Annotated in this window: 12 protein-coding genes; 6 read left to right on the top strand and 6 right to left on the bottom strand. The window is 47.4% G+C overall.

Annotated features, from left to right (window positions below; genetic code table 11):
- Positions 1–109: 109 nt before the first annotated feature.
- Both H5T88_08735 and H5T88_08740 read right to left on the bottom strand, forming a co-directional pair.
- Positions 110–3622: a carbohydrate binding domain-containing protein gene (locus H5T88_08735; GenBank protein MBC7330427.1), complete on the bottom strand. Its 3513-nt coding sequence runs from the start codon at positions 3620–3622 to the stop codon at positions 110–112.
- A complete protein-coding gene (locus H5T88_08740; protein MBC7330428.1) occupies positions 3615–4055 on the bottom strand; it encodes a hypothetical protein in 441 nt (146 codons plus the stop codon). Before H5T88_08740 ends, H5T88_08735 begins: the two co-directional genes overlap by 8 nt.
- A 454-nt stretch (positions 4056–4509) precedes the next feature.
- Between H5T88_08740 and H5T88_08745 the strand changes: the two genes are divergently transcribed.
- From H5T88_08745 to H5T88_08755, 3 genes are all read left to right on the top strand, one after another.
- The gene (locus tag H5T88_08745; GenBank protein MBC7330429.1) at positions 4510–5979 is read left to right on the top strand and encodes a hypothetical protein; all 1470 of its coding nucleotides are present in this window, start codon (positions 4510–4512) and stop codon (positions 5977–5979) included.
- On the top strand, positions 5966–7216 hold the full coding sequence (locus H5T88_08750) for a DegT/DnrJ/EryC1/StrS family aminotransferase (protein MBC7330430.1): 1251 nt from the start codon (positions 5966–5968) through the stop codon (positions 7214–7216). Before H5T88_08745 ends, H5T88_08750 begins: the two co-directional genes overlap by 14 nt.
- A gap of 168 nt (positions 7217–7384) precedes the next feature.
- Positions 7385–9460 (top strand): hypothetical protein, encoded by a 2076-nt coding sequence (locus H5T88_08755; protein MBC7330431.1) that lies wholly within the window; start codon positions 7385–7387, stop codon positions 9458–9460.
- Between the two features lie 22 nt (positions 9461–9482).
- Here the strand turns inward: H5T88_08755 and H5T88_08760 are convergent, their stop codons facing one another.
- From H5T88_08760 to H5T88_08775, 4 genes are read right to left on the bottom strand one after another with little or no spacing between them, the layout of a single operon-like run.
- The gene (locus H5T88_08760) at positions 9483–10577 is read right to left on the bottom strand and encodes a M48 family metalloprotease (protein MBC7330432.1); all 1095 of its coding nucleotides are present in this window, start codon (positions 10575–10577) and stop codon (positions 9483–9485) included.
- A 54-nt stretch (positions 10578–10631) separates the two neighbouring features.
- On the bottom strand, positions 10632–11801 hold the full coding sequence (locus H5T88_08765) for a Gfo/Idh/MocA family oxidoreductase (protein MBC7330433.1): 1170 nt from the start codon (positions 11799–11801) through the stop codon (positions 10632–10634).
- Positions 11802–11823: 22 nt separating this feature from the next.
- Entirely contained in the window at positions 11824–13794 is a 1971-nt protein-coding gene (locus H5T88_08770) for a hypothetical protein (protein ID MBC7330434.1), read from the bottom strand.
- Positions 13795–13809: 15 nt separating this feature from the next.
- The gene (locus H5T88_08775; GenBank protein MBC7330435.1) at positions 13810–18318 is read right to left on the bottom strand and encodes a M28 family peptidase; all 4509 of its coding nucleotides are present in this window, start codon (positions 18316–18318) and stop codon (positions 13810–13812) included.
- Positions 18319–18557: 239 nt separating this feature from the next.
- Between H5T88_08775 and H5T88_08780 the strand changes: the two genes are divergently transcribed.
- Genes H5T88_08780 through H5T88_08790 form a run of 3 tightly spaced genes read left to right on the top strand, consistent with a single transcriptional unit; the run spans position 18558 to position 19972 of the window.
- Positions 18558–19328 (top strand): class II aldolase/adducin family protein, encoded by a 771-nt coding sequence (locus H5T88_08780; protein MBC7330436.1) that lies wholly within the window; start codon positions 18558–18560, stop codon positions 19326–19328.
- On the top strand, positions 19300–19617 hold the full coding sequence (locus tag H5T88_08785) for a BMC domain-containing protein (GenBank protein MBC7330437.1): 318 nt from the start codon (positions 19300–19302) through the stop codon (positions 19615–19617). Before H5T88_08780 ends, H5T88_08785 begins: the two co-directional genes overlap by 29 nt.
- Positions 19618–19651: 34 nt before the next feature.
- Entirely contained in the window at positions 19652–19972 is a 321-nt protein-coding gene (locus H5T88_08790) for a BMC domain-containing protein (protein ID MBC7330438.1), read from the top strand.
- The last annotated feature ends 18 nt before the right edge of the window (positions 19973–19990 follow it).

Below are 19990 nucleotides of genomic sequence, written 5' to 3' on the forward strand. Positions count from 1 at the left end.
AGAGATTGCCACTGGCTCCCTACGGGAGCCCTCGCAATGGCAGGAGAGGAGATTGCACCACCCTCCTTTTGCGGGCGCCAATGAAATCGCAAGAGGGGGAAATCTTTTTCTATTTCTTTCCCGCTAATTGTTCTATAGCCTTGGCTATCGTCTCTCTTATCTCGTAAACTTTTTCAGGGTTCGGTAGAAGCTTGGTTGATAATCTACCGCCAGCATTCGGTATACTAACCAGCTTGCTCGCCATCTCCAGTGCCTTTTTACCTACTTCTCCGTTCTTTGCTTTCTCAGAGAGTTCCCTCAAGATATAAAGGTACTCATAATCCTCCATTCCCTCTCCCGCCTGCTCCATCCTTATAGAACTGACGAATCCATTGAAACCTATAAGCTTCCCTGGATAGGCGAGATAGCCATCTCCATTTGGATAGCGGATGTAATAGAAATTGGAAGGGTTATCGCTTTGAGGGATATAAGCGTGCCAGCCGAACTCATATGGATTGTAAGTTATCCATTGTAGCTCCCAAAACTCATATGCCTCAACCCCGTAATGGAAGCAGAGATGGGGAAGAAGCCTCTCTATCGCACAGTAGGGTGTATCTATGCACATATGTCCGTCAGTTGTGAACCACAACCTTGCCTTTTTTCTCATTATCTCCTTCATTCGTTCTGGTGGTACATCGCCAGATGGTCCGATTCCCCAAACATTTATATACCCATCCCATTGGGGTTGATGATGCCAAGTGCTTGCATATATCGGTATTGAGGGGTCAACCTCATGAATCATATCGCAAAGCGCCTTCATCTGAGGGATAATCTCGGGAAGCCAATCATGAGGCTCATCGGAGATATAGAGAACGAATTTCTTATCCCAGCCTTTCTCCTTCAAATGTTCCCAAAAGACTCTCAAACAAGCTTGGAAAACTTTCTTGTATTCTTCCCTCAGTTTGCTCCTGTCAGCTTCCTTATAGGGATAGTCTCCTGGATAGGGCTTTTCACCCCATCTCTCAGAGGGAGGGAAACCCCAGCCGAAAAGATAGAAATACCAGGGCGTATAGGCAAAGGGTAGCTTCAGTTCGTTGAAGTAGTATTCAGCCGATTTATCAAATTCTTTGAAATCGGCAATCACATTGCCGTTTTCATATCTTAAAATGGGTTCGGGATAGATAAATCCCGGGCAGAGACGCCTCTCCGCCATAAAAGCCCAGAACAAAGGCATTGTTTCCTCTCTTGTCTTTCCTGGCAAGACGTATTTCTCACCTACCCAGCATGGATAAATCGCGCCGCAATGGATTTCATCGGGAAGGGTGAAATTCCAGATATGGACGGTAAAGGGAATCTCCTTAAGCACTTTCCCGCCCGCAAGAAGCTTTATCTTTCCCTGATAATCGCCTGGAGATATGTTCTTTGGGGATTTGAAGGTTATCCAAACAGGCTGGGTCTCGTTTGCTTTCAGCTCAAATTCCTCAATTGGCAACAATGGGTCAGGCCACCATCCAGGCCAGCCGTCTGCTTGAGGTGTGTAAGTGGGGAATTTTCGGTGCCAGGGAGGAGTTGTGCTTGAGTAATAACCGCTGGGATGGTCTATCGGGACATAGCCCACCACATTGATGGTGAATTGCCCCAGCTTCTCTCCCTTTTTATTCGTTGGCGGAGTGACTACCACCTTCACTTTCCCAATAGCCTTCGGACTTCTAATGGCTATTTGAAGAGGTTCCCTCTCGTTTCTCGCCATTGATATCTTAAAAGGCATAATTTTTCTCGGAGGGACATCCTCTTTGAAAACCTTAACGACTGCAGGAACCTGCCAGATTGTCAGTTCCTTTATATCCGTTTTCCCTTCCAAATTGCCCATTTTAGCCTGCTCAACCTCAATGAGTAGAACACCGTCGTGCCACAGGGTGCCAGTAGCGAACATCGTGAGGTGGAGTTGGAAGAAGGCACAATCATCGGGCATCTTGAAGATGCCGAACATATTCGTCCAATCTCTCGTTCCCGAGATTGGCTCGCCAGCGCTCGCAAACTTGACGCTTTTGCAGAGCTCACCTTTAGCGTTATGATAATGAGCGTGTATAACCACTTCACCATCCCTTATATCTTCGCACTTCAACCAGGCGGAATAGAGATAGGTTTTTACCGGCTCAACAGGGACGCTCTGCCTCCAGCCAGTCCAAGCTTTCTGAACGCCGTGAGGTATATAAATCTTACCACAACGATTTCCGAATAAACCGGGAGAATCAATGCCAATCTTTGTCCCTGGAGGTTGTGTTCCCTCCGCTCCTCCCTCCCAAAAAGAAGGCAGTTCATCCCCCTCTTCAAAGCTGGGATTTTTAACCAGATTTGCCTCGCTCATCAAAACCTGAGAATAGCTCAGCTCCTTTCCCCTTTTTATTCTCTTATCAGAGGAGAAATAGAGATAGAAGATTTTGAGGGAACGAGGAGGAAGGTTGGCAGGGAAGAGAAGCCCACTTTTCAAACGGACGAAGGGGATTTCCCTATCACCATCTATGAGGCGAAACGATTCCTCGTTTAGATTTCCCCTCAGGCGAGAGGAAAGAAAGGCAAAATTGAGGAAAACATATCTCTTTTCCTCTTTTTGTGAGAAATTGAAAACCTTTAAGGGAACACGATAATCCCAGCTTATGTCATCCTTCGGATTATCATCAAACCATTCCCCTTTGGGGATAATTTCCCTTAAATAAAGTCTCTCCGGCTTGGAGACGAAAACGACCCGAACCGTTGGCGTATCCAAACATTCAAGGCTGATATCGTCAAACCAAGCTGTGCCAGTTCCATAGAGGACGGTTCCAAACTCTCCCATATTCGCTTCTTTAGGGGCGGTGAACTCAAAGACTATCTCCTTCCAATCGTAGGTTCCTTCACCAGCGTTTATGACTTGATTGAGAATCATCGGATTCTGCTGATTCCCAATATGGACATACCAACCCGCTTGCCCCTTCACATCCTTCGCCTTTACCCAAGCGCGAAGCCTATATCTCGCCCCTCCGTAAATATGGATGCTTCCTTGCCTATAGGCTATCCAAGTCGGCTGCGCTCCCTCAGAGACAACCGTTTTCAGACATTTCCTCCCGGAATGGGGATTCTCCGATACCCAAAGTAGGCGATGGGAATCATCTTGAGGGTCGGCTTTCCAGCCAGCCGGTTCATTGTCCTCTCCTTCCTCTGCTCCACCATTGCGGATGTTGGAAGCGGAGGAAAGGTAATCGGGAACTCTCCAAGCTGAGGGATTATCAAAGTAGATGTAATAGCTGACGGTTGAACGGGGAGGGCATTCCACAGGAATGACGAGCTTGCTTCCCTGTGGGATGGTGCCTTTTCTCAGCTCCTCGCCTTTGGGGGAAATCACATTGAAAAGCATCTCCGTTCCCTTCTCGTCAACAACCCTTATCTCGTCAATCTTTCTATCAATGAGATTTGCCTCCCCTTCCTCCTTTCCAACTTTTATTTCCACGGGAACACCCATATGCGCCTCCTCACCCTCATTTCTGACTTCCACTTTCACCCTCTGACGCCAATAATCCCCATTTGAGAGATAGAGATTGTTATGCCAGTTTGTATTAGCGAAGCAAAGAAGGGATAAAAGGGTTAGGAGGGGAAGCTTAATCATACCCTTCACTCCTTCCGCTCATATATTGCTCATAGGCTTTCTGGGCTTCAGGGTTAGAGGGAAGGGAATCCTTGTAACTTCGCACTTCCGCGATTATCTCCGAGGGGACCTTGGGGCTCCCCTCCATCACAATGATGACGGGTTCAACTATCACATTCCAATCGCTTGGCTTCATAACACGTGCTATTCTTTCCTCGGGAGAGAGCTCATCAATTGGCCAATAATGGTTGTCAATGAAATGGATTCTCACCACTCCAACTGGTTCTTCCTTGAGAACGAGTCCGAATTCATATACCTCAGAGAAATCTTTGAGGGTGGCATGGGAGATGAGGACGATTTGGAAACCCAAAGATTGGAGGAAGTTAAGCAGGTTATCCATATCAAAAGCTTCCAAAATAATCTGCTCAAACTCCTCATTTTTCTCGTTATTCAATTGAACTCACCTCTGTGATAGATTTACTATATTTTGTGTTCATGGAAAAAATAGTCAATACCTTGTATATTTGGAAGCTCTTAAAAGGCTTTCCTTAAAGAAAGCCTCGCAATTAGAAAGATGTAAGGTGAACGAATCAGCCCTTTTGTTATTGCGAGATATAGCTAAGCAATCGCTTTTTGCCCTTTTCTTTAAAACACGAGATTGCCACGGGCTCCCTGCGGGAGCTCTCGTAATGAAAAAATGGAGATTGCCATTCCTCTTGCTATGGGAAAGTCTTGCAACTTAGTTGCATTGTTGGAAATCCGCTCTCTTGTCTTTTAATCAACTCAGGAAAAGATTGCTTCTCCATTGGTAAGGAATTTCTATAATTTTGTAAAAAAGTAAATCTTTCCGCGATCATTCATACCTCTTCCAATTCTCTTGGAAATTCCTTATAATCCAAATTGAAAAGATGAAGATTCTCAAAAAAGGCAGAAGCGAAGAGGAAATAATAGCGAGCTTCCATCAACCCAGTGAGGGGGATAAAATCGCCCTCCTTATTGCTGTTTTCCTCTTATCAGGACTCTTGATTATCCTCATCCTACTCTTCTCAATGGACTCCCTTCTCCGTTTTCTCTCCCCTTCATTGCTCATCTTGTTTATTGCTTCTCTCTTCTGCATCTTACTATACATCGGCTTCTGCTTCGTGGATAAAGCGAAAATAGGGTATAGTTTGGTACTCACAAATAAAAGAATAAAATATCGCAAATCCTCTATGGATTACGATAAAGTTAAAGGCATTTATTACTGTCCGCATAAGAGGGAGGAAAGGTTCATCATCGGCTACCTATCACAAGGCTTAGCTCTTGTCTCACGCTACCTATCCCACGGCTTCGCCCTCGTCTCAATTTCGCCCGAAGATTTGAGGGAGCTCCTCGGGCAAAATAAAGAAGAGATTGCAAATCGCCAGAAATTGATATTGATAAAAGACGGTCTCTTTTTTATCCCCATGGATATTGAGCGTCTTCCTGAACTTTTAAAGATGCTCTCTCGCTACATTCCTCAGGCGGAACTCGACCTTGAAACCTTCCTCTTCAAAGATGTATGTGAGGGAGGCTACTTGCTGGCGAATTCAAGCGACCTATTTCAAGCGGAGATTTACGATGGGAAAAGCTCCTTGCCTGCTCTCCACAATTTTTTCCTCGGTTTAAGAGACCTACTGCGTTTCAATCTCAGCTCAGCCTATCAGAAATTGAACAGAGCTTTCTCCTATGGGGAGTTGAGGGCGAGGCCATATCTCGCTTTAACCCAGTATCTCCTCCAGAAATACGACGAATGCATCTCGCTTCTAACTCATGCCTCCCCTGCTCTTAACGCGGGAGAAAGGCTAATACTCGCTTCTTCCCTTGCGAAGCAAGGGAGATGGGAAGCAGTTAGGGAGATGATAGAGGAGCTCCCTCAGGGATTCAGCCAGCGTTTCCAGCTCGGCTATCTCTGTGCAAAAGGGAATTGGCAAAGGCTTATTGAATTAGGGGCAAAACAAAAGGATGGAGTATCTTTGAATCTCTGTCTGAATTGTGCCAGGCAACTTCTCCTAAAGGGACCAATTAAACCCCCAATGGAAAAAGTTCCGTCTCCTCCACGAGTTAGTTGGAGATACTATCTTGGATACTTATTGACCATCTTAAGCGGTGCTGCCCTCGCCTTGCTCAAAAGCTGGCATAAGGGCTTTGGTGTCCTCCTCTATTTCCTTGGGTTATTCCTTCTTGAGTGGTTGCCAAGGAAATATATGACGAAGGAGCTTTTCATCTATTTAATATATCAACTCAACCTCAAATTCGCCTCTCCCTACTGGTGCACTTACGCCTATCTTGAGGAGCTTGAGATAGGAAAGAAGGAAAAATCTTTGCAAAAAGGAGGCTTGGAAAGTGAGCGAGGATAAGCTTGCTATTGATGGAGGTCCCAAAGCAAGGGAGAAACCCTTTCCTCCCCGCTTCCTCATAGGTGAGGAAGAAAGGGAAGCCATTCTCTCCTATCTTGACAGAGTGATAGCAACAGGGGAGGGAATCGTTTACAATGGTCCCGAGGAGGAAGCCTATTGCAAGGAATTCGCCGATTTTCTCGGTGGTGGGTATGCTGACGCTGTAAGCTCGGGAACCGCAGCTCTCTTCGTTGCCCTCCATGCCCTCAATCCCGAGCCATTCAGCGAGGTAATCGTTAGCGCAGTAACCGACCCCGGCGGCATGATGCCAATAGTCTTCCTCAACTGCATCCCCGTAATAGCCGATACCGCTCCAAACAGCTATAATACCTCCGCTGAGGAAATTGAAAAGCTCATCTCACCTCTAACCTCTGCAATAGTGGTCGCCCACATTGGCGGTGAGCCAGCGGATATTGAAAACATCGTGAAAATAGCAAGGAAACATAATATTCCCGTAATTGAGGATTGTGCCCAATCCCATGGTGCAAGACTTAATGGCAAATATCTGGGGACTTTCGGCGATATAAGCGTTTTCTCAACTATGTTCGGCAAGCACTACTGCACGGGTGGGCAAGGAGGAATCCTTTTCACGAAGGACGAAGAGCTTTATTGGAAGATAAGAAGAAGCGCTGATAGGGGAAAGCCCTTTGGACTTCCTCCCGGTTCAACAAATGTAATCGCATCTTTAAATTTCAATTTGGATGAGCTTTCTTGCGTCATTGGGAGGGTGCAGTTGAGGAAATTGCCCAAAATTGTGGAGAAAAGGAGGGAAATCGTAGAGAGGATAAAGGAAGAGATTGAGGATTTGGAGACAATTTCCGTTCCCGCTTGTCTCCCTGGGGCTGAGCCGAGCTATTGGTTCTTGAGGATTCGCTTTCATAAAGAGAGATGCAAGGTGGATAAAGAAAAGTTCTGCCAGGCTCTCATTGCGGAGGGATTGCCAATCACTCCCTCCTATATATCTGCCCTTCCCCATTTGATGGATTGGTTCAAGAATCGTTCTGTATTTGGGACATCAGGTTATCCGTGGGCATGCCCCGATTATAACGGAGACCCCAATAGGGAATTCCTCACTCCAAACGCCTTGGAGGCGATAAAGAACCATTTCAATGTGGCGATTCACGAAAGCTGGGGGGAGGAAGAAGTGAGGGATATAATCAAGGGTTTGAGGAAGGTTTCAAAGGCTTTTGCCTTATGATAAGCGTTTTTATCTCCCTTCACCTCGCTACAACTCGTTCTTCATTTGCGGGAGGACGAATCCCTCTATGAAGAGGCAGGCACATTATAAAATTATCAAAGATGAATTAAAGAATAAGCATCATCTTGCTTTCCTACCATACACTTTTGGAGTAGAATTTAATGATTTATGAAGCGGCTGATAATTCTCTTATTCATCGCCTCATTACTTCTCGCCAAAAGGGTAGTTGTTGTCTCTTTTCCAGGGATAACCCTTGAGGATGTCCTTGGGAAAGGGTTGAGAAACATTGAATATATAATGGAAAACGGAGCAATAGGGCTTGCTAATTGTAAGTTGAACAAGCGCTACCCTTGCGAATCGGCTTATCTTTCAATGGGAAGCGCTCGCAGGCTTGTCCCCAAAGAGGAAGCTCGCCTCTGCCTTTCCCCAAACGAAATGTTTCAAGGTGAGAAGGCAAGCGATGTTTTCTTGAGAAATTGGGGGGTTCAGTCTCCTCCTAATTCCCTTATCCATATCGGCTTCCCCTACATAGTTAACAGCAACTCTTCCCTTAAAGGGAAAGCAAATTATCATCTTTTGGGAGATTTGCTCCAAGAGAAGGGAGTGAAGGTAATCCTTTTAGGGAATGCCGATACTGTTAGCGGGATTCATAGAGAGGCAAGCTGCGTGCTCCTGAATTCAAGGGGGATAATCAGAGAAGGAGAGGTTGATAGCAATTTAGTGAAACCAGACCCCTTCTTCCCAGGTGGACTCCGCACTAACTTCTCTTCTTTAAAAGAGAAATTGAAAGGTTATCTTTTACAAGACAATGTCTTCATCTTGGTGGAAACGGGAGATTCCCTCCGAGTTGACCTCCAATATCCTTACATAAGCCAGGCGATGCGCGCTACCTTCATAGGAAGGATTCTTAAAGATGTTGACGACTTGATAGGGTTTATAATCACCTGTTTGAGGAAGGATGATTTACTCATCCTCATTTCTCCCTATCCCGGAATGTTCTCCTTGAGTAAAGGCTTCACTCTATCTCCCATCATTTTTTCTGGCGCTGAGATGAAGGGATTGCTGACATCCAAGACGACCAAGACGATTGGCGTAGTTTCTCTTTACGATTTCCCGCCCACAATTCTCTCCTTCTTCTGTGGTAGCGAGCGTCTCTATTTGGGGAGAAAGGTTGTGGCTAAGCCAGTGGAAGGACAGGTTGAAAGACTCCGACAAATTCGCAGGGAGAGCCAGCGCAGTTGGACAATCCATAGAATTATAAGCGGTAACATAATAGGTTTAACGGTAGGCTTCTTTCTATTAGCCTTCTTTCTTCCTATTTTCTTCCCTGGATTTCGCTATTTCTCCCTCTTCCCCTTTATCCTTCCTCTTGGCTTGCTCATCCTTTCTCCTTTTCCTCTCAGTGGACTTCAACTCTCCATCTTCCTCCCTCTACTGTTAATCCTCATTTTCTTTTTGTGTCTTCTCAAGCCTCAAAAAGCCTTGCTCTATATCTCCCTCGCCTTATCTTTCCTCATACTTTTAGACATACTTCGGGGTGGGAAGCTAATGGGTGTATCAGGAATTGGGCATGCAGTTGAGGAAGGGGCTCGTTATTACGGAATTGGAAATGAGTTCGCTGGATTGGTAGTGGGCTGCTTGCTACTTTTAAGCTATTATCACCAAAGATTTTTAGGAATCCTGATAGCTTGGGTTGTTTTTTCTCTTCTCATAGGTGCTCCCTGGTGGGGAGCGAACTGGGGAGGTTTTCTCACGGCTATATCGGCTTTCTCTTATTTCCTATTATCTGAAGTGAAAAGGAAAAGGGAATTTTACATTTATGTTTTCGTTTTTTTCCTCGCCTTGTTCTCTTTTCCCATCGCCTTTGATATATTCGCCAAAAGCACTCATATAGGATTGGCTTTCAGAGAACTGCTTCTCGGCAGGGTGGGGGATTTGCTCGAATTGGTTCAAAGGAAGGTTATGACTAATGTCAAGCTTCTGCGCTTCAGCGACTGGACGATGCCTTTGGTAGTTCAAATCGTCCTCCTTCTAATCCACTATATAATCAGCTATATAATTCCAAAGAAAAAAGCCTCAGGCTGGTTTAAAGCGGTCTTTCTCTCTTTGCTCATCGCTTTCGCCTTCAATGATTCTGGTGTGGTGGCAAGTGTGTTCTTGCTAATCCCCATTACATCGTTGATTCTATTAGAGGAAATACCAATAGAAAAAATAAAAAGAGATCTGCTTGGCTTTAAGGGTTAGCAAGGCGAAAGTAATGAAGCATTCAGTAAATCTGGTTTAGGAATTCCTGGAGAAGGCGGTGGCGGATGTTTCCCGCTATCGTCTCGGCAAAAGCGAATGTATCTTGACGCCTATCCGGAAGCATATCAGGGGAAATCTCTATCAGAACAATTCCTCTTGCCACAACCGCTGAGTTTCCGTTCGGTAATCTTCTTGCCCCTATCTCCCAAACTTTAAGTTCTTTATCTAATAAATTATCAAGCGTTTCAGCCATCTTTCCCGCCGCCTGAGCACCGGTCGCGCTTGGAAGCTGGACTATTAATTGCTTATCTATATACACGGCAACGCTGTCACCCATATGCTGAAGCCGAACAACGAATAACCCAGCTGCTCTTCTTCTGTTTATCTCCACTGATGAGGACTTGAGAAAAGAAAGAAGTTTGGAAACTCTTTCCTTCGCATATGGATGGGTTTGCAGAATGCCCAACTCTTGCTTAACACCCCTCTCCTCCATCCTTGCAAGCTTCTCAAGGAATGTCAATATCCCAGCAGGATTATATTTCCCCGTTTTTATGAGGTATTGTGCACCCGATAAATCAGCGTCCTCCTCCAGAGTTTGCCCGTAGCTGTGCATCTTCGCTATCTCTATCAACTGAAGACCGAGGTATATATTCTCAAAGTCGTTTCCTTTGGCTCCCAATAGGGCAGCTAACAAGAAGGGGGCGATTTGCTTTTCTGTTTTAGCCTGTTGTTCAGCTAATTTGATGAAGTGGTGGCGGGCTGCGTGGGCTATTTCATGCGCTATAACACCAGCAAGCTCGTCATCAGTGCTGACGAAGGAAAGAAGACCGGTAGTGAGATAAACGAAGCCTCCAGGTAGGGTAAATGCGTTTATCTCATCGGAGACAATGACTTTAAATGTCCAAGGAAGAGAAGGGTCCTCCGATACCGCAGCCAGTGTTTTCCCTATCTTGTCTACTTTATCCAGAATATCCTTATTGTCGTAAAGCTTATACTCCTTCTCAACCTCCAAAGCCGCCTGCTTTCCTAGCTCTATTTCTTCCTCCCGGGTGAGGGGGAAGGCGAGCAAGGAAAACAGGCTGAAAAAGAGAAATAAAACCTTAGGGAGATTTCTCAAATTCTCTCACTATCCCTTCAATATATTAGACGCTAAAATCTCCCTTTTGTTTCCCTAAAGGTCGTAATTTATCTCAACCCATCTTTTCTCTCTGGCGCTTTTCAGAACCGCCTCCACCATCAAAATCTCGTAATGACCATCCTTGAAAGTGGGGAAATCGCAGGGGTCCTTCCTTGGGTCCTTCCCCTCAGCTATGTATCTATAAACATTGCGGAGGAAGTTCTTCAATCCATCGGGATAGCCCTCAGGATGACCACCTGGATAGTGACAGTAATCCTTCGCTTCCTTATGGAGAAGGGAAGGGTCCCGCATTAGGACCTGATTAGGCGCTTCTCTTCTACCAATCCAAAGCCTTTCCGGGTCCTCTTGGTCCCAGACGAGGGCGCATTTTGAACCCGTTATCTCTATATAAAGTCTGTTCTTTCTACCAGCGAAAACCTGGCAGACAGTGAAGACCCCCACTGCTCCTCCCTCAAAGCGGAGGAGAACGCTGGCGTAATCCTCAGTTGAAACGGGAACCTCTTCATAATCCTCTGGGGTTAGTTCCTTTCCCGCATATGTCTCTATCGGTCTTTTCGGCTTCTTCCTGGTCTTGTGGATAATCTCCATATCGGCGAAGACTTCCTTTATCTTTAATCCCGTGATGAACTGGGCGGTATCGCACCAGTGGGTGCCGATGTCCGCAACCGCCCTTGATTCTCCTCCAAGCTCCGGTTCTATTCGCCAGTTATAATCCGTATCAAGGTAAAGCCAATCCTGTTCATAGGTACCGAAAACTCCGTAAATCCTCCCCACTTCCCCTTTCTCCACCATCGCTTTTGCCTGCTGAACGAGGGGATAATGACGATAGTTGAAGTCAACTGCATTGACTAATCCCTTCTCCTGAGCGAGAAGGACGAGCTCCTTTGATTCTTGAGAATTCATCGCCAAGGGCTTTTCTGAGATTAAATGCTTACCCGCTAGAAGGCAATCCTTGCTTATCGCGTAATGCAAATAATTGGGCGTGCAGTTATGAATTACTTCCAATTCCTTCTCTTTCTCGAGCATTTCCCGATAATCCCCATAATAGCGAGGAACACCTAATTGTTTGGCTTTCCTTTCCGCTGTTTCTAAGTCCGCTTCCGCCAAGGCAACTACTTCAACAAACCCTAATCGCCGCGCAGCTTCTATATGAGCCGGTCCGATGAAACCCGTGCCGATTATTCCGGCTTTAATAGTCCTCATATCCATTCCTCCTTTCCCTGATTTAATAGGGCATATAACTTACAGATTTAGCTATAAGTGTCAAGGCTATACAAATCATACTTATGAGCCCAAACCCACATCCATAGCCAGCTGCCAGAACGGGAGTATAAGCACGCCATCTATGCTCTCCGAATCTCCTCGCGAAGTAATATCTCCCTAAGAGGGCGCCGATGAATATCACCAATGTATTAGCTGGCAGACCGGTAACTCCTCCAACGAAGCCGTAGAAGAACATCGGTGGGAGTCCGAAATAGCTCATAAGGATGTATATAATAAGCCCTAGCCCGAAGCTTGCGGTAATGACTTTAGGCTTTAAAGCTTTGAGGAGCCAGGCTTGCTCAGGATTTTGGTTTGCAGTCATTATGAGGGCTGAGTTCATAGCGTTGAGCGGCCACATCTTCTGAGCATAGGGATAAGCGGGGTCGGGGATTGGGCGAAGCTTCCAGATATATTGCCAATACAGGAAGGAGAAGCCGAGGATAACGAAGAACATCAAAGCTTCCGCCTTGAGAATGCTTGTGAATTTCGTTCCCGTTAGCTCTACCTCCCGGAAGAACTGGGCTGTTCCACCGTAATCAGCGAGGGGGATAGGGGCGAACCAGATATCCACTCCCTTGTATCCGCTTAAGATAATCGTCACTTCCCGGAGGTAGGGAATGCCTGGGAAGAAGCCGCCGAAGCCAATCATTCTCGCAGAGATATAGGAGTTCAATGGTGTCCATAGGAAGGCGAAGAGGACGAGTATCCATAGGGGGAATTTGGGGACAAGCTTATGGCAAATGATTACTGAGGCAAGCGTTCCTGTGAACCACATACCAATGGCTACAGCGAGGGGGAAATCGCCTCTCCCCGGTGGAGGTGCCAAGATTCCCCTTCTCTCACCACCTGCTTGTTTTCTCGCCGTAGCGAAAACCTTACCCAAGCTATAGAAGCCAATCATGGCAACTGCGCCAGCGAAACCCGCCCCCACGCTTATCCAAACATCGAAGGCTGTAGCGAATTGAGTCCAGATTATCGTCATTCCCGGTCGCCAAGTGGGCATATAGCCCATATGGTAGATTATGGGGTTAGCTATAGCTTGACAGAGGACGGAGCCGATTAAGTTCCCCAAAACTATCGGGAAAGGCAAGACGAAACCCGTTATGAATAGCCCTAGGTCTCCCACCAAACCTATGGGGGCGGAAGGGAGGAAGGATTCGGTGGTAGGGGTAAGGTCAATGTAAGGGATGGGGATTAACTGGAGGGGTTTGACCATAAAGGCGCTTGAGATAGATGGGATGCCCACATAGAAGAATCCCCAGATGAGTCCCAAAACTGCTCCCGTGGAGAAAACTGGCCAGCGCCAAGTTTCCTCTTTTCTCCCAACCTCCGCGAGCGCAGTCGCTCCCGCAGCTGCTATCGGGGCAAGGGGGAAAGGCAGCCGTTCCGTATCGGAGGTTATTCTAAATAGGAAGTAACCCATCCCTATCCAGTTCAAACGCCCGATGACCTGTCCAGCGAGGAGCAAGTAGAAGGGGACGAGCCAGGCGGAATCCAAGAACGTGCGATTTATAATAGCTGGGCTATCGGGAGGTGGGACGACCCAAGTGGGAATTCTACCATAGATACCGAACTGCTTGGCTGCGGGCGAGCCGGCGAAGTATTGGTTCCAAATCCACCAGGCAAAGGGACCTCCCGCGAGGGCTGTGCCAACCATCCCCGCCAAACCACCCGCCACATAGAAAAGGATGTAAATTTCCTGCTTTTTCAGGGGGATGAAGGAGCGCCTTGCCACCTCGCTGAAAACGATAATCGTCATCCATTGGGCAGCCGCTCCAACAGCCGTTCCAGCTACCAAACCCACATAGATGGCGGCGGGCATGATGATTATGCCCACGAAGAATGTCCCTAATACCGTCTTCCAAGTAAAACCTTCTTCGTATTCTTTTATCTCACCTACTGCTTCGGGAACTTCTTCTCTCGTTACTTCCAAGCGGGGTTCACCTCCTTAGGTGAGTTCTACTAACTCTTCGGAAAGCTTCACATACCTCTCCCTCTCCGCAACACTTATCGTGCGCCAGATGAGGAACTGCTTCCTTATAGTGTTGAGGAAGCGCCTATTTACCCTCTTCCAGTTCGCCACATCACCGCTTTCCCTTCTTATCACCATCTTTATGTCATACACATCTTTAATCGTGGTGGGCTCTATTATCATACTGACCCTCTGGCTTACACCCAAATCGAAGGGAGCAAGCCAGGTCATAAAGTCTATTTGATAACCCTTGGTGTCATATTTCATAAATGTATGTGCTTTCACATCAGCGGTCACGAAGTCGCCCACGGAGTATTCCTCATATGCTTCAAGCCACTCCTTGAGAAATCCTGCCAACCCCCTTGATTGCTCGCCCGTCACCGAGAAAGGAAGCGTGATGTGCCACTCATCTCCCTCAGGTTCGGGCAAGCTCCAAGACCTCTCAAGCGCGGGAGTTGCTACCTCCGAGGCTTTCCTTGCCGGATAAATTGTGGATAGGAGGGTGACAGCAACTACCGCGAATGTAGCAAGAACAGCCGACATGGAGGAGAAGTTGAGGTAAAGGTGTCCAAGCTTACCGGTAGCTATCATAATCTTAACTATCGTTTGCCCTACTATGTATCCCGCAATCGCGCCGATAACCGCGTAAACGAGCGCCTCTGCGAAGAAGAGCATAGCGATGTGGTTAGGCGCTAAGCCTAAGGAGGCGAATATCCTTATTTCCCTTACCCTCTCGTAAACGGCGGCAAGCATCGTATCAAGGACGATGAGCACGGCAATCAATATGATGATGAGGAGCTCAGTCCAGCCAATGGGAGCGGAGAGAGCGAGCGTGGAATAGCGGGATATCTTCTTCCCTTCTCCAGCATACATATTAAGAGCTAAGCGAGGCATTAAATCGCCGAGGACCCTCTTAACTTCTTCAGCTGACACGAGGTCTACAGCCACGGAGCGCAGCGTCCCTCCCATATTAAGGAGGGTTTGATAAGGGATAATCGCAACGGCATCCGGCTCAAGATGGATATACTCCCTGAAGCCTGCCTGCTGGCTTGTCTGTCCCTGCTGTTGCTGTTTCTGCATCGCCACAAAGTCAACGGGTGTAATTGGCTCATTATCTAAGTCCTTTATCTTTTTAAATTTGTTGTTATTCAAAATACCTATTACAGTGAACTTCACGCCGCCTATCAATATCTGTGCCTTCCCCACATCCGCCTTGCCGATTTTCAGTTTCTTGGCTACCCCCTCGGGAATTATGCAAACATATCTATCATCGGGCTCTATCCATCTTCCCGCTTTAAGAGCTTCCTGTGGTCTTGTTATCCCAGCTTCCTCTGCGCCTAACCCAACGAGAGCCTTAACATCGTAGGTTAGGTCGGGGTTGGCTGCGGACAAGAGGGTTACGAAGGATTGTTCATCCCAAGCGGAGGTGTAGAACCAGATGCGTGGGGAGACCTTATAGCCCTTTGGTGTGAACTCGTCGTAGAGAAGGCGATAAGCCACCTCCTGCAGCTCGCTCCACATTGGTGTCCGCAACATAACTCCTTGGTAGCGTGGAATTCCCTTGCCAGGCACCTTATTGAAGCGCATAACGGGTTTAACGGAAGTGAAGGCTAAAACGGCGAATGTTAGAACGATAAGAGTTATACAAGTGAGGGCTGTTCTTGCCTTCCTCCTCCTCATATTTGAAATGCCCAAAGAAAGGGCTGAAGCAGCAATAGTGAACCTGCCTATATCTACTCTATGAATGCCGGTGAGGGAGCGATGAAGAGCCCTCAGCTGTTGTTGGAATCTTCCGATAACGACGGTTGCTACTGCGGAAGCCATTGCCAGCATAACGAAAGCAAGGAGGATGACGAGAGGGTTAAGAGCGATCTCAAATGCAGGATGGAGGTAGCGGAAAAGGGCAAAAGTTGCCAGGAATATTCCGCCCAGACCTGCTAACTGTTGGACGAGGGTAGGGAAAGCGAAGAGCAACCTCTCCAGGAAGAAGGCGAAGGGAATGACAATCGCCATATAAAAGATAACTCCCCTCACAACATCGTCTCCCGTGCTCCGCACGGCGGGATAAGCCCTCGACTCGTAGCCCCAAGCACTGCGTGAATAAGCGTAGAAATGGCTATAATCCAATCTGGCAAGAGCTTTCTCCGCCTTATCTAATTCCTCCTTTGCCCTTCTATGGAGGTCCTCCAGAACATCGTTGATTATGCGGAAGCGTCTTAGTTTGGACATCCGATACTCGTCCCAAATCCACATATCTTTTGCGACCTTGTAGGGCGTAAAGTAAAGCGTTCCTGAACCTTTAACCTCGTAGCCCTCCCCTTTGGGGTTCTTCTCCGACGCATTTAAGAGGAGAAATCTTGTGGCTGCGGGTCCTGCGCCCATTATTATCTTAATCCTGCTCCCCGGTTCAGCGAAAATCACGGCGCAGTCATCAACATGTGGCATCCAAGCTTCAGGTAAGCTGATTGCTTGCCCATACATTCGGGGCGTTCCGTCCGTTATACCATCAAGGATTGCTATATTGCTCAGGATTGCCAATCCCTGCGGGTCAACCAGGTCAAATATGGAAACGGAAGCACAACGGAAAGTAACCACTGTTACATGCTTCTTCCCCACGGTCATCATAGCATCCACCGGATAAGCTTCCGCTCCCATCGTCCCCAAATCGGGAGCATAGATTATCTCTCCTGTTTTATCATCAAGCTTATATGCGTTAACTGTAGCCGGTCTACGCCACCCTATAGCGGTTATCGTAGCCACGCCATTGAACTCAAACTTACCTTCTTTATCAGTCATCTCAATCATATGTCCCCTGACCCCCATCATACTCTTGTTCCAATGTTTCAACATGACGACAGCATCGGGAATTGGAACATCGGGTATGAAACTCTTTCTCGGGTCCCAGTAAACAACCCTTCCTTCGAGCGTGCCGAATCCGTTCATCAAACCCAATCTCTCAATCTTTGAGGGCTCGGTGATGGGGAAGCGGAGGGCAGTAGTTGTTCCCTTGCGGGGTGGGTCGTTAAGGATATGATGATAAAGGCAGGCGAGAAGCTTCACCTGCGTCATCAAGTTGGAGAAATTCATCTTATCAATTGTATCAAATGGGGTATCTACCAAGGAGCGAGCGTCGTTTATCGTGAAGAAGGAAACACCGTATCCACCCATCATAGTGAACAACTCCGCATCTAAAGCCACCTTGCCCGGTATAAATGTCCTCCAGGGCTTTCCCGCTATGGGATTGACGCCGTCAGCGAAAATCTGCTCCGGCTCAACCTTCATAAACTCCGCTACTCTTTCCGCATTCTCCCTGCAGACCCTTGCGATATCAGAGAAGTCCCTCTGACGGTCCTCCCTTATCTCGTAGAACATGGATTTGTAGAAAATTCCCAACGCCCTGGATTGACTTGAGAGGTCAAGTCCGGTGAAGAGGTAAACCTTCTTTATCTCTCTTGGCTTGTATCCCGTGTGGAAAACACGAGCGAAAAAGCCCTTGATCTTCTCCATGGGACCGAGCTTCTCGTATTCTTTGAAATGCTTCGTAAAGTAAGCCCTTATCCCGCTGAGAGCTTCAAAATGCCCAGAGGTAGCGATGAAAAGAATGGACCTCTTAGGAGGTCTCTCCTTGAAAATCCGCGCCAATTCCAACATAGCCGCTATTCCCGAGGCGCTCTCAGCACCAGGCGCGAGGGAAGGAGCTATTGATATGGAATCAAAGAAGGATTCAATGATTATCAGCTGGTTTTTAAGTTCTTCGTCGCTGCCCGGAAGGAATCCTATCACATTATAACCTGTTCTGCGTTCCCAGGGCATTGAGCATTTAACAACAACTTCAAGATTTGGATTCTCAGCGATAAGTTTCTTAAGGGTTTGAGCATCCTGTTTTTTCACCCAGAAACGCGCTATATCAATGGGGATGGAGATGAACTTCGCCTCTGCCTCACCCCGCATAGTTGTATCAGGCTCTTCAAAAAGAACAACTTTGACCCCTAGGCGGGGGGCATTGAGCCAATGGGAACCGCAGTTGAAATTCAACAATGCTACCGAGCCCTCAACCTTCTTCCCATCAAAGGAGTGAAGATATCCGTCTCCCGCATAGATTAAGGGACCTCTAACCCCTTCAGGTGGGAGGGAGGGAGTTCTTATCGCATTCGGCCAGAGGGGGTAGATGCGCATCTTTATATTGAGGGCGGGAATCTCAAGGCTGGCTTCCCTATCGTAGGGGATGGGGAGCGTATACTCCTCCATCGTGACATCCTGAAGCCCTATCTCCTCAAACTTTTTCTTTACATATTTGGCTGCCGCATCACATCCCGGATAGCCCGTGACCCTGCTGGGAAACGAGGATAGATAAGCTATTGTTTCTCGTATATTCTGCTCGTTAACAGCTGAGGTCAGCTCCCGATAGAGCTTGCGCAGCTCAGGAGTGAGCTTGACCTTCTCCTGTCCGTGCAAGAAAGCCACGGACAAGAAGAGCACAGACATTATAATAGTTATACTTTTTCGCATTTGGAGTCCCTTCCTTTCCCCAAAGTTTTGGTTATTTTTAGAATAGTATAGAAAAAATCCTTTGTCAATATCATCTACATCATCAATATTTTATAAAAGCAACAAGTGCATTGCAATATTTTTAAACCATTATTCAAACCTCTGCAAGGTGAAAGAGAAATTTAAAGCGTTAAAAACATTTGACACCCATATTTATTATATCTAAAATAAAAGTGATGGAAAAAGAAAGCGCTTTAAGACAGGAAATAGTTGAAGTTGGCAGAAGGCTCTGGCAGAAGGGCTTTGTAGCTGCCAACGACGGAAATATCACCTGTAGACTTGATGATAATTTCATCCTTACCACCCCTACAGGTGTCTCCAAGGGTTTTATGACCCCCGATATGATAGTTAAGGTAGACATGGACGGCAACGCCACGGAGGGCTACCTGAAACCATCCTCGGAAATTTTCGTCCACCTTATGATTTATAAAGAGCGTCCCGATGTCAAAGCCGTCCTCCACGCCCATCCTCCCTTTGCCACCGCATTCGCTGTCGCCGGTATCTCCCTTGAGCATCCTGTCCTCCCAGAAGCTATCCTCCACCTTGACGGCGTTCCTCTTTCCCCCTACGGAACACCAGGCACACCCGAGCTCGTTGAAGCCATCAGACCCTATATCAGGAATAGAAACGCTGTCCTCTTGGAGAATCACGGGGCGTTCACAGTCGGCGATACACCCATCCACGCATACTATAGAATGGAGACATTGGAGCACTTCGCGAAAATCTCCCTTCTCGCCCGTCTTCTCGGAGGAGAAAGGGTGCTCAGTCAAGAGGAGGTTTCCAGGCTTCTCCAATCCCGCAACAGGGCACCTGCGAGTCATCTCTGCCAGGATTGTGCCTTCCGAGCATTAGGCGAGCAGGGGTTGGAAGGGTTAGTTGACAGGATAACGAAGAGGATTATGGAGGAATTGAGCAAGGATGGAAGCTTTGGGTCTGATAGAGGTTAAGGGATTGACGGCGGGATTGACCGCGGCTGACGCTGCCTGCAAGGCGGCGGCTGTGAGGCTCGTGGGGTATGAACTGGCTAAGGGAGGAGGGGGAATGTTGGTGGTTAAAATCTCTGGTGATGTTTCCGCAATTCAAGCCGCCGTGGAGGCGGGTGTTGCAGAGGCGAAGAAGGTGGGGGAGGTGGTTTCCTTCCATATAATCCCCCGCCCCGTGGAAAGCTTGATAGACTTGATAGAGAGCAGGGAAACGGTTGGCTCCGAGAGACAGAGGTTTTTGGAGATAGAATGAGGAAAAGGAGGTGAAAAAAATAAAGGAACAGGAGATGGAAGCGTTGGGAATGATAGAGATAAGAGGACTGACGGCAGCGATTGAGGCTGCGGATGCGATGGTGAAAGCGGCTAATGTTGTCCTCGTGGGCTATGAGAAGGTAGGTTCCGCCTATGTGACGGTTATGGTGAGAGGAGATGTTGGCGCTGTAAGGGCTGCGGTTGACGCGGGAGCGGCTAACGCAAAGAAGGTGGGGGAGGTAGTATCCGTCCACATCATCGCCAGACCACACGAGAGTTTGGAGGAACCATTGAAGGAGATAGGAGGAAAAGAGGCTACGGAAATTGAGAAGCAAAGATTTATTGAAATAGATTAAAAATTTTTAAGGAGGTGA

The sequence above is a fragment of the bacterium genome (assembly GCA_014360495.1).
Taxonomy (GTDB): Bacteria; Armatimonadota; JACIXR01; order JACIXR01; family JACIXR01; genus JACIXR01.

Coding starts and splice junctions, on each gene's coding strand:
- H5T88_08755 (MBC7330431.1), top strand. CDS start 7,385: ATGAAGCGGCTGATAATTCTCTTATTCATCGCCTCATTACTTCTCGCC.
- H5T88_08790 (MBC7330438.1), top strand. CDS start 19,652: ATGGAAGCGTTGGGAATGATAGAGATAAGAGGACTGACGGCAGCGATT.
- H5T88_08735 (MBC7330427.1), bottom strand. CDS start 3,622: ATGATTAAGCTTCCCCTCCTAACCCTTTTATCCCTTCTTTGCTTCGCT.
- H5T88_08785 (MBC7330437.1), top strand. CDS start 19,300: ATGGAAGCTTTGGGTCTGATAGAGGTTAAGGGATTGACGGCGGGATTG.
- H5T88_08780 (MBC7330436.1), top strand. CDS start 18,558: ATGGAAAAAGAAAGCGCTTTAAGACAGGAAATAGTTGAAGTTGGCAGA.
- H5T88_08775 (MBC7330435.1), bottom strand. CDS start 18,318: ATGTCTGTGCTCTTCTTGTCCGTGGCTTTCTTGCACGGACAGGAGAAG.
- H5T88_08745 (MBC7330429.1), top strand. CDS start 4,510: ATGAAGATTCTCAAAAAAGGCAGAAGCGAAGAGGAAATAATAGCGAGC.
- H5T88_08765 (MBC7330433.1), bottom strand. CDS start 11,801: ATGAGGACTATTAAAGCCGGAATAATCGGCACGGGTTTCATCGGACCG.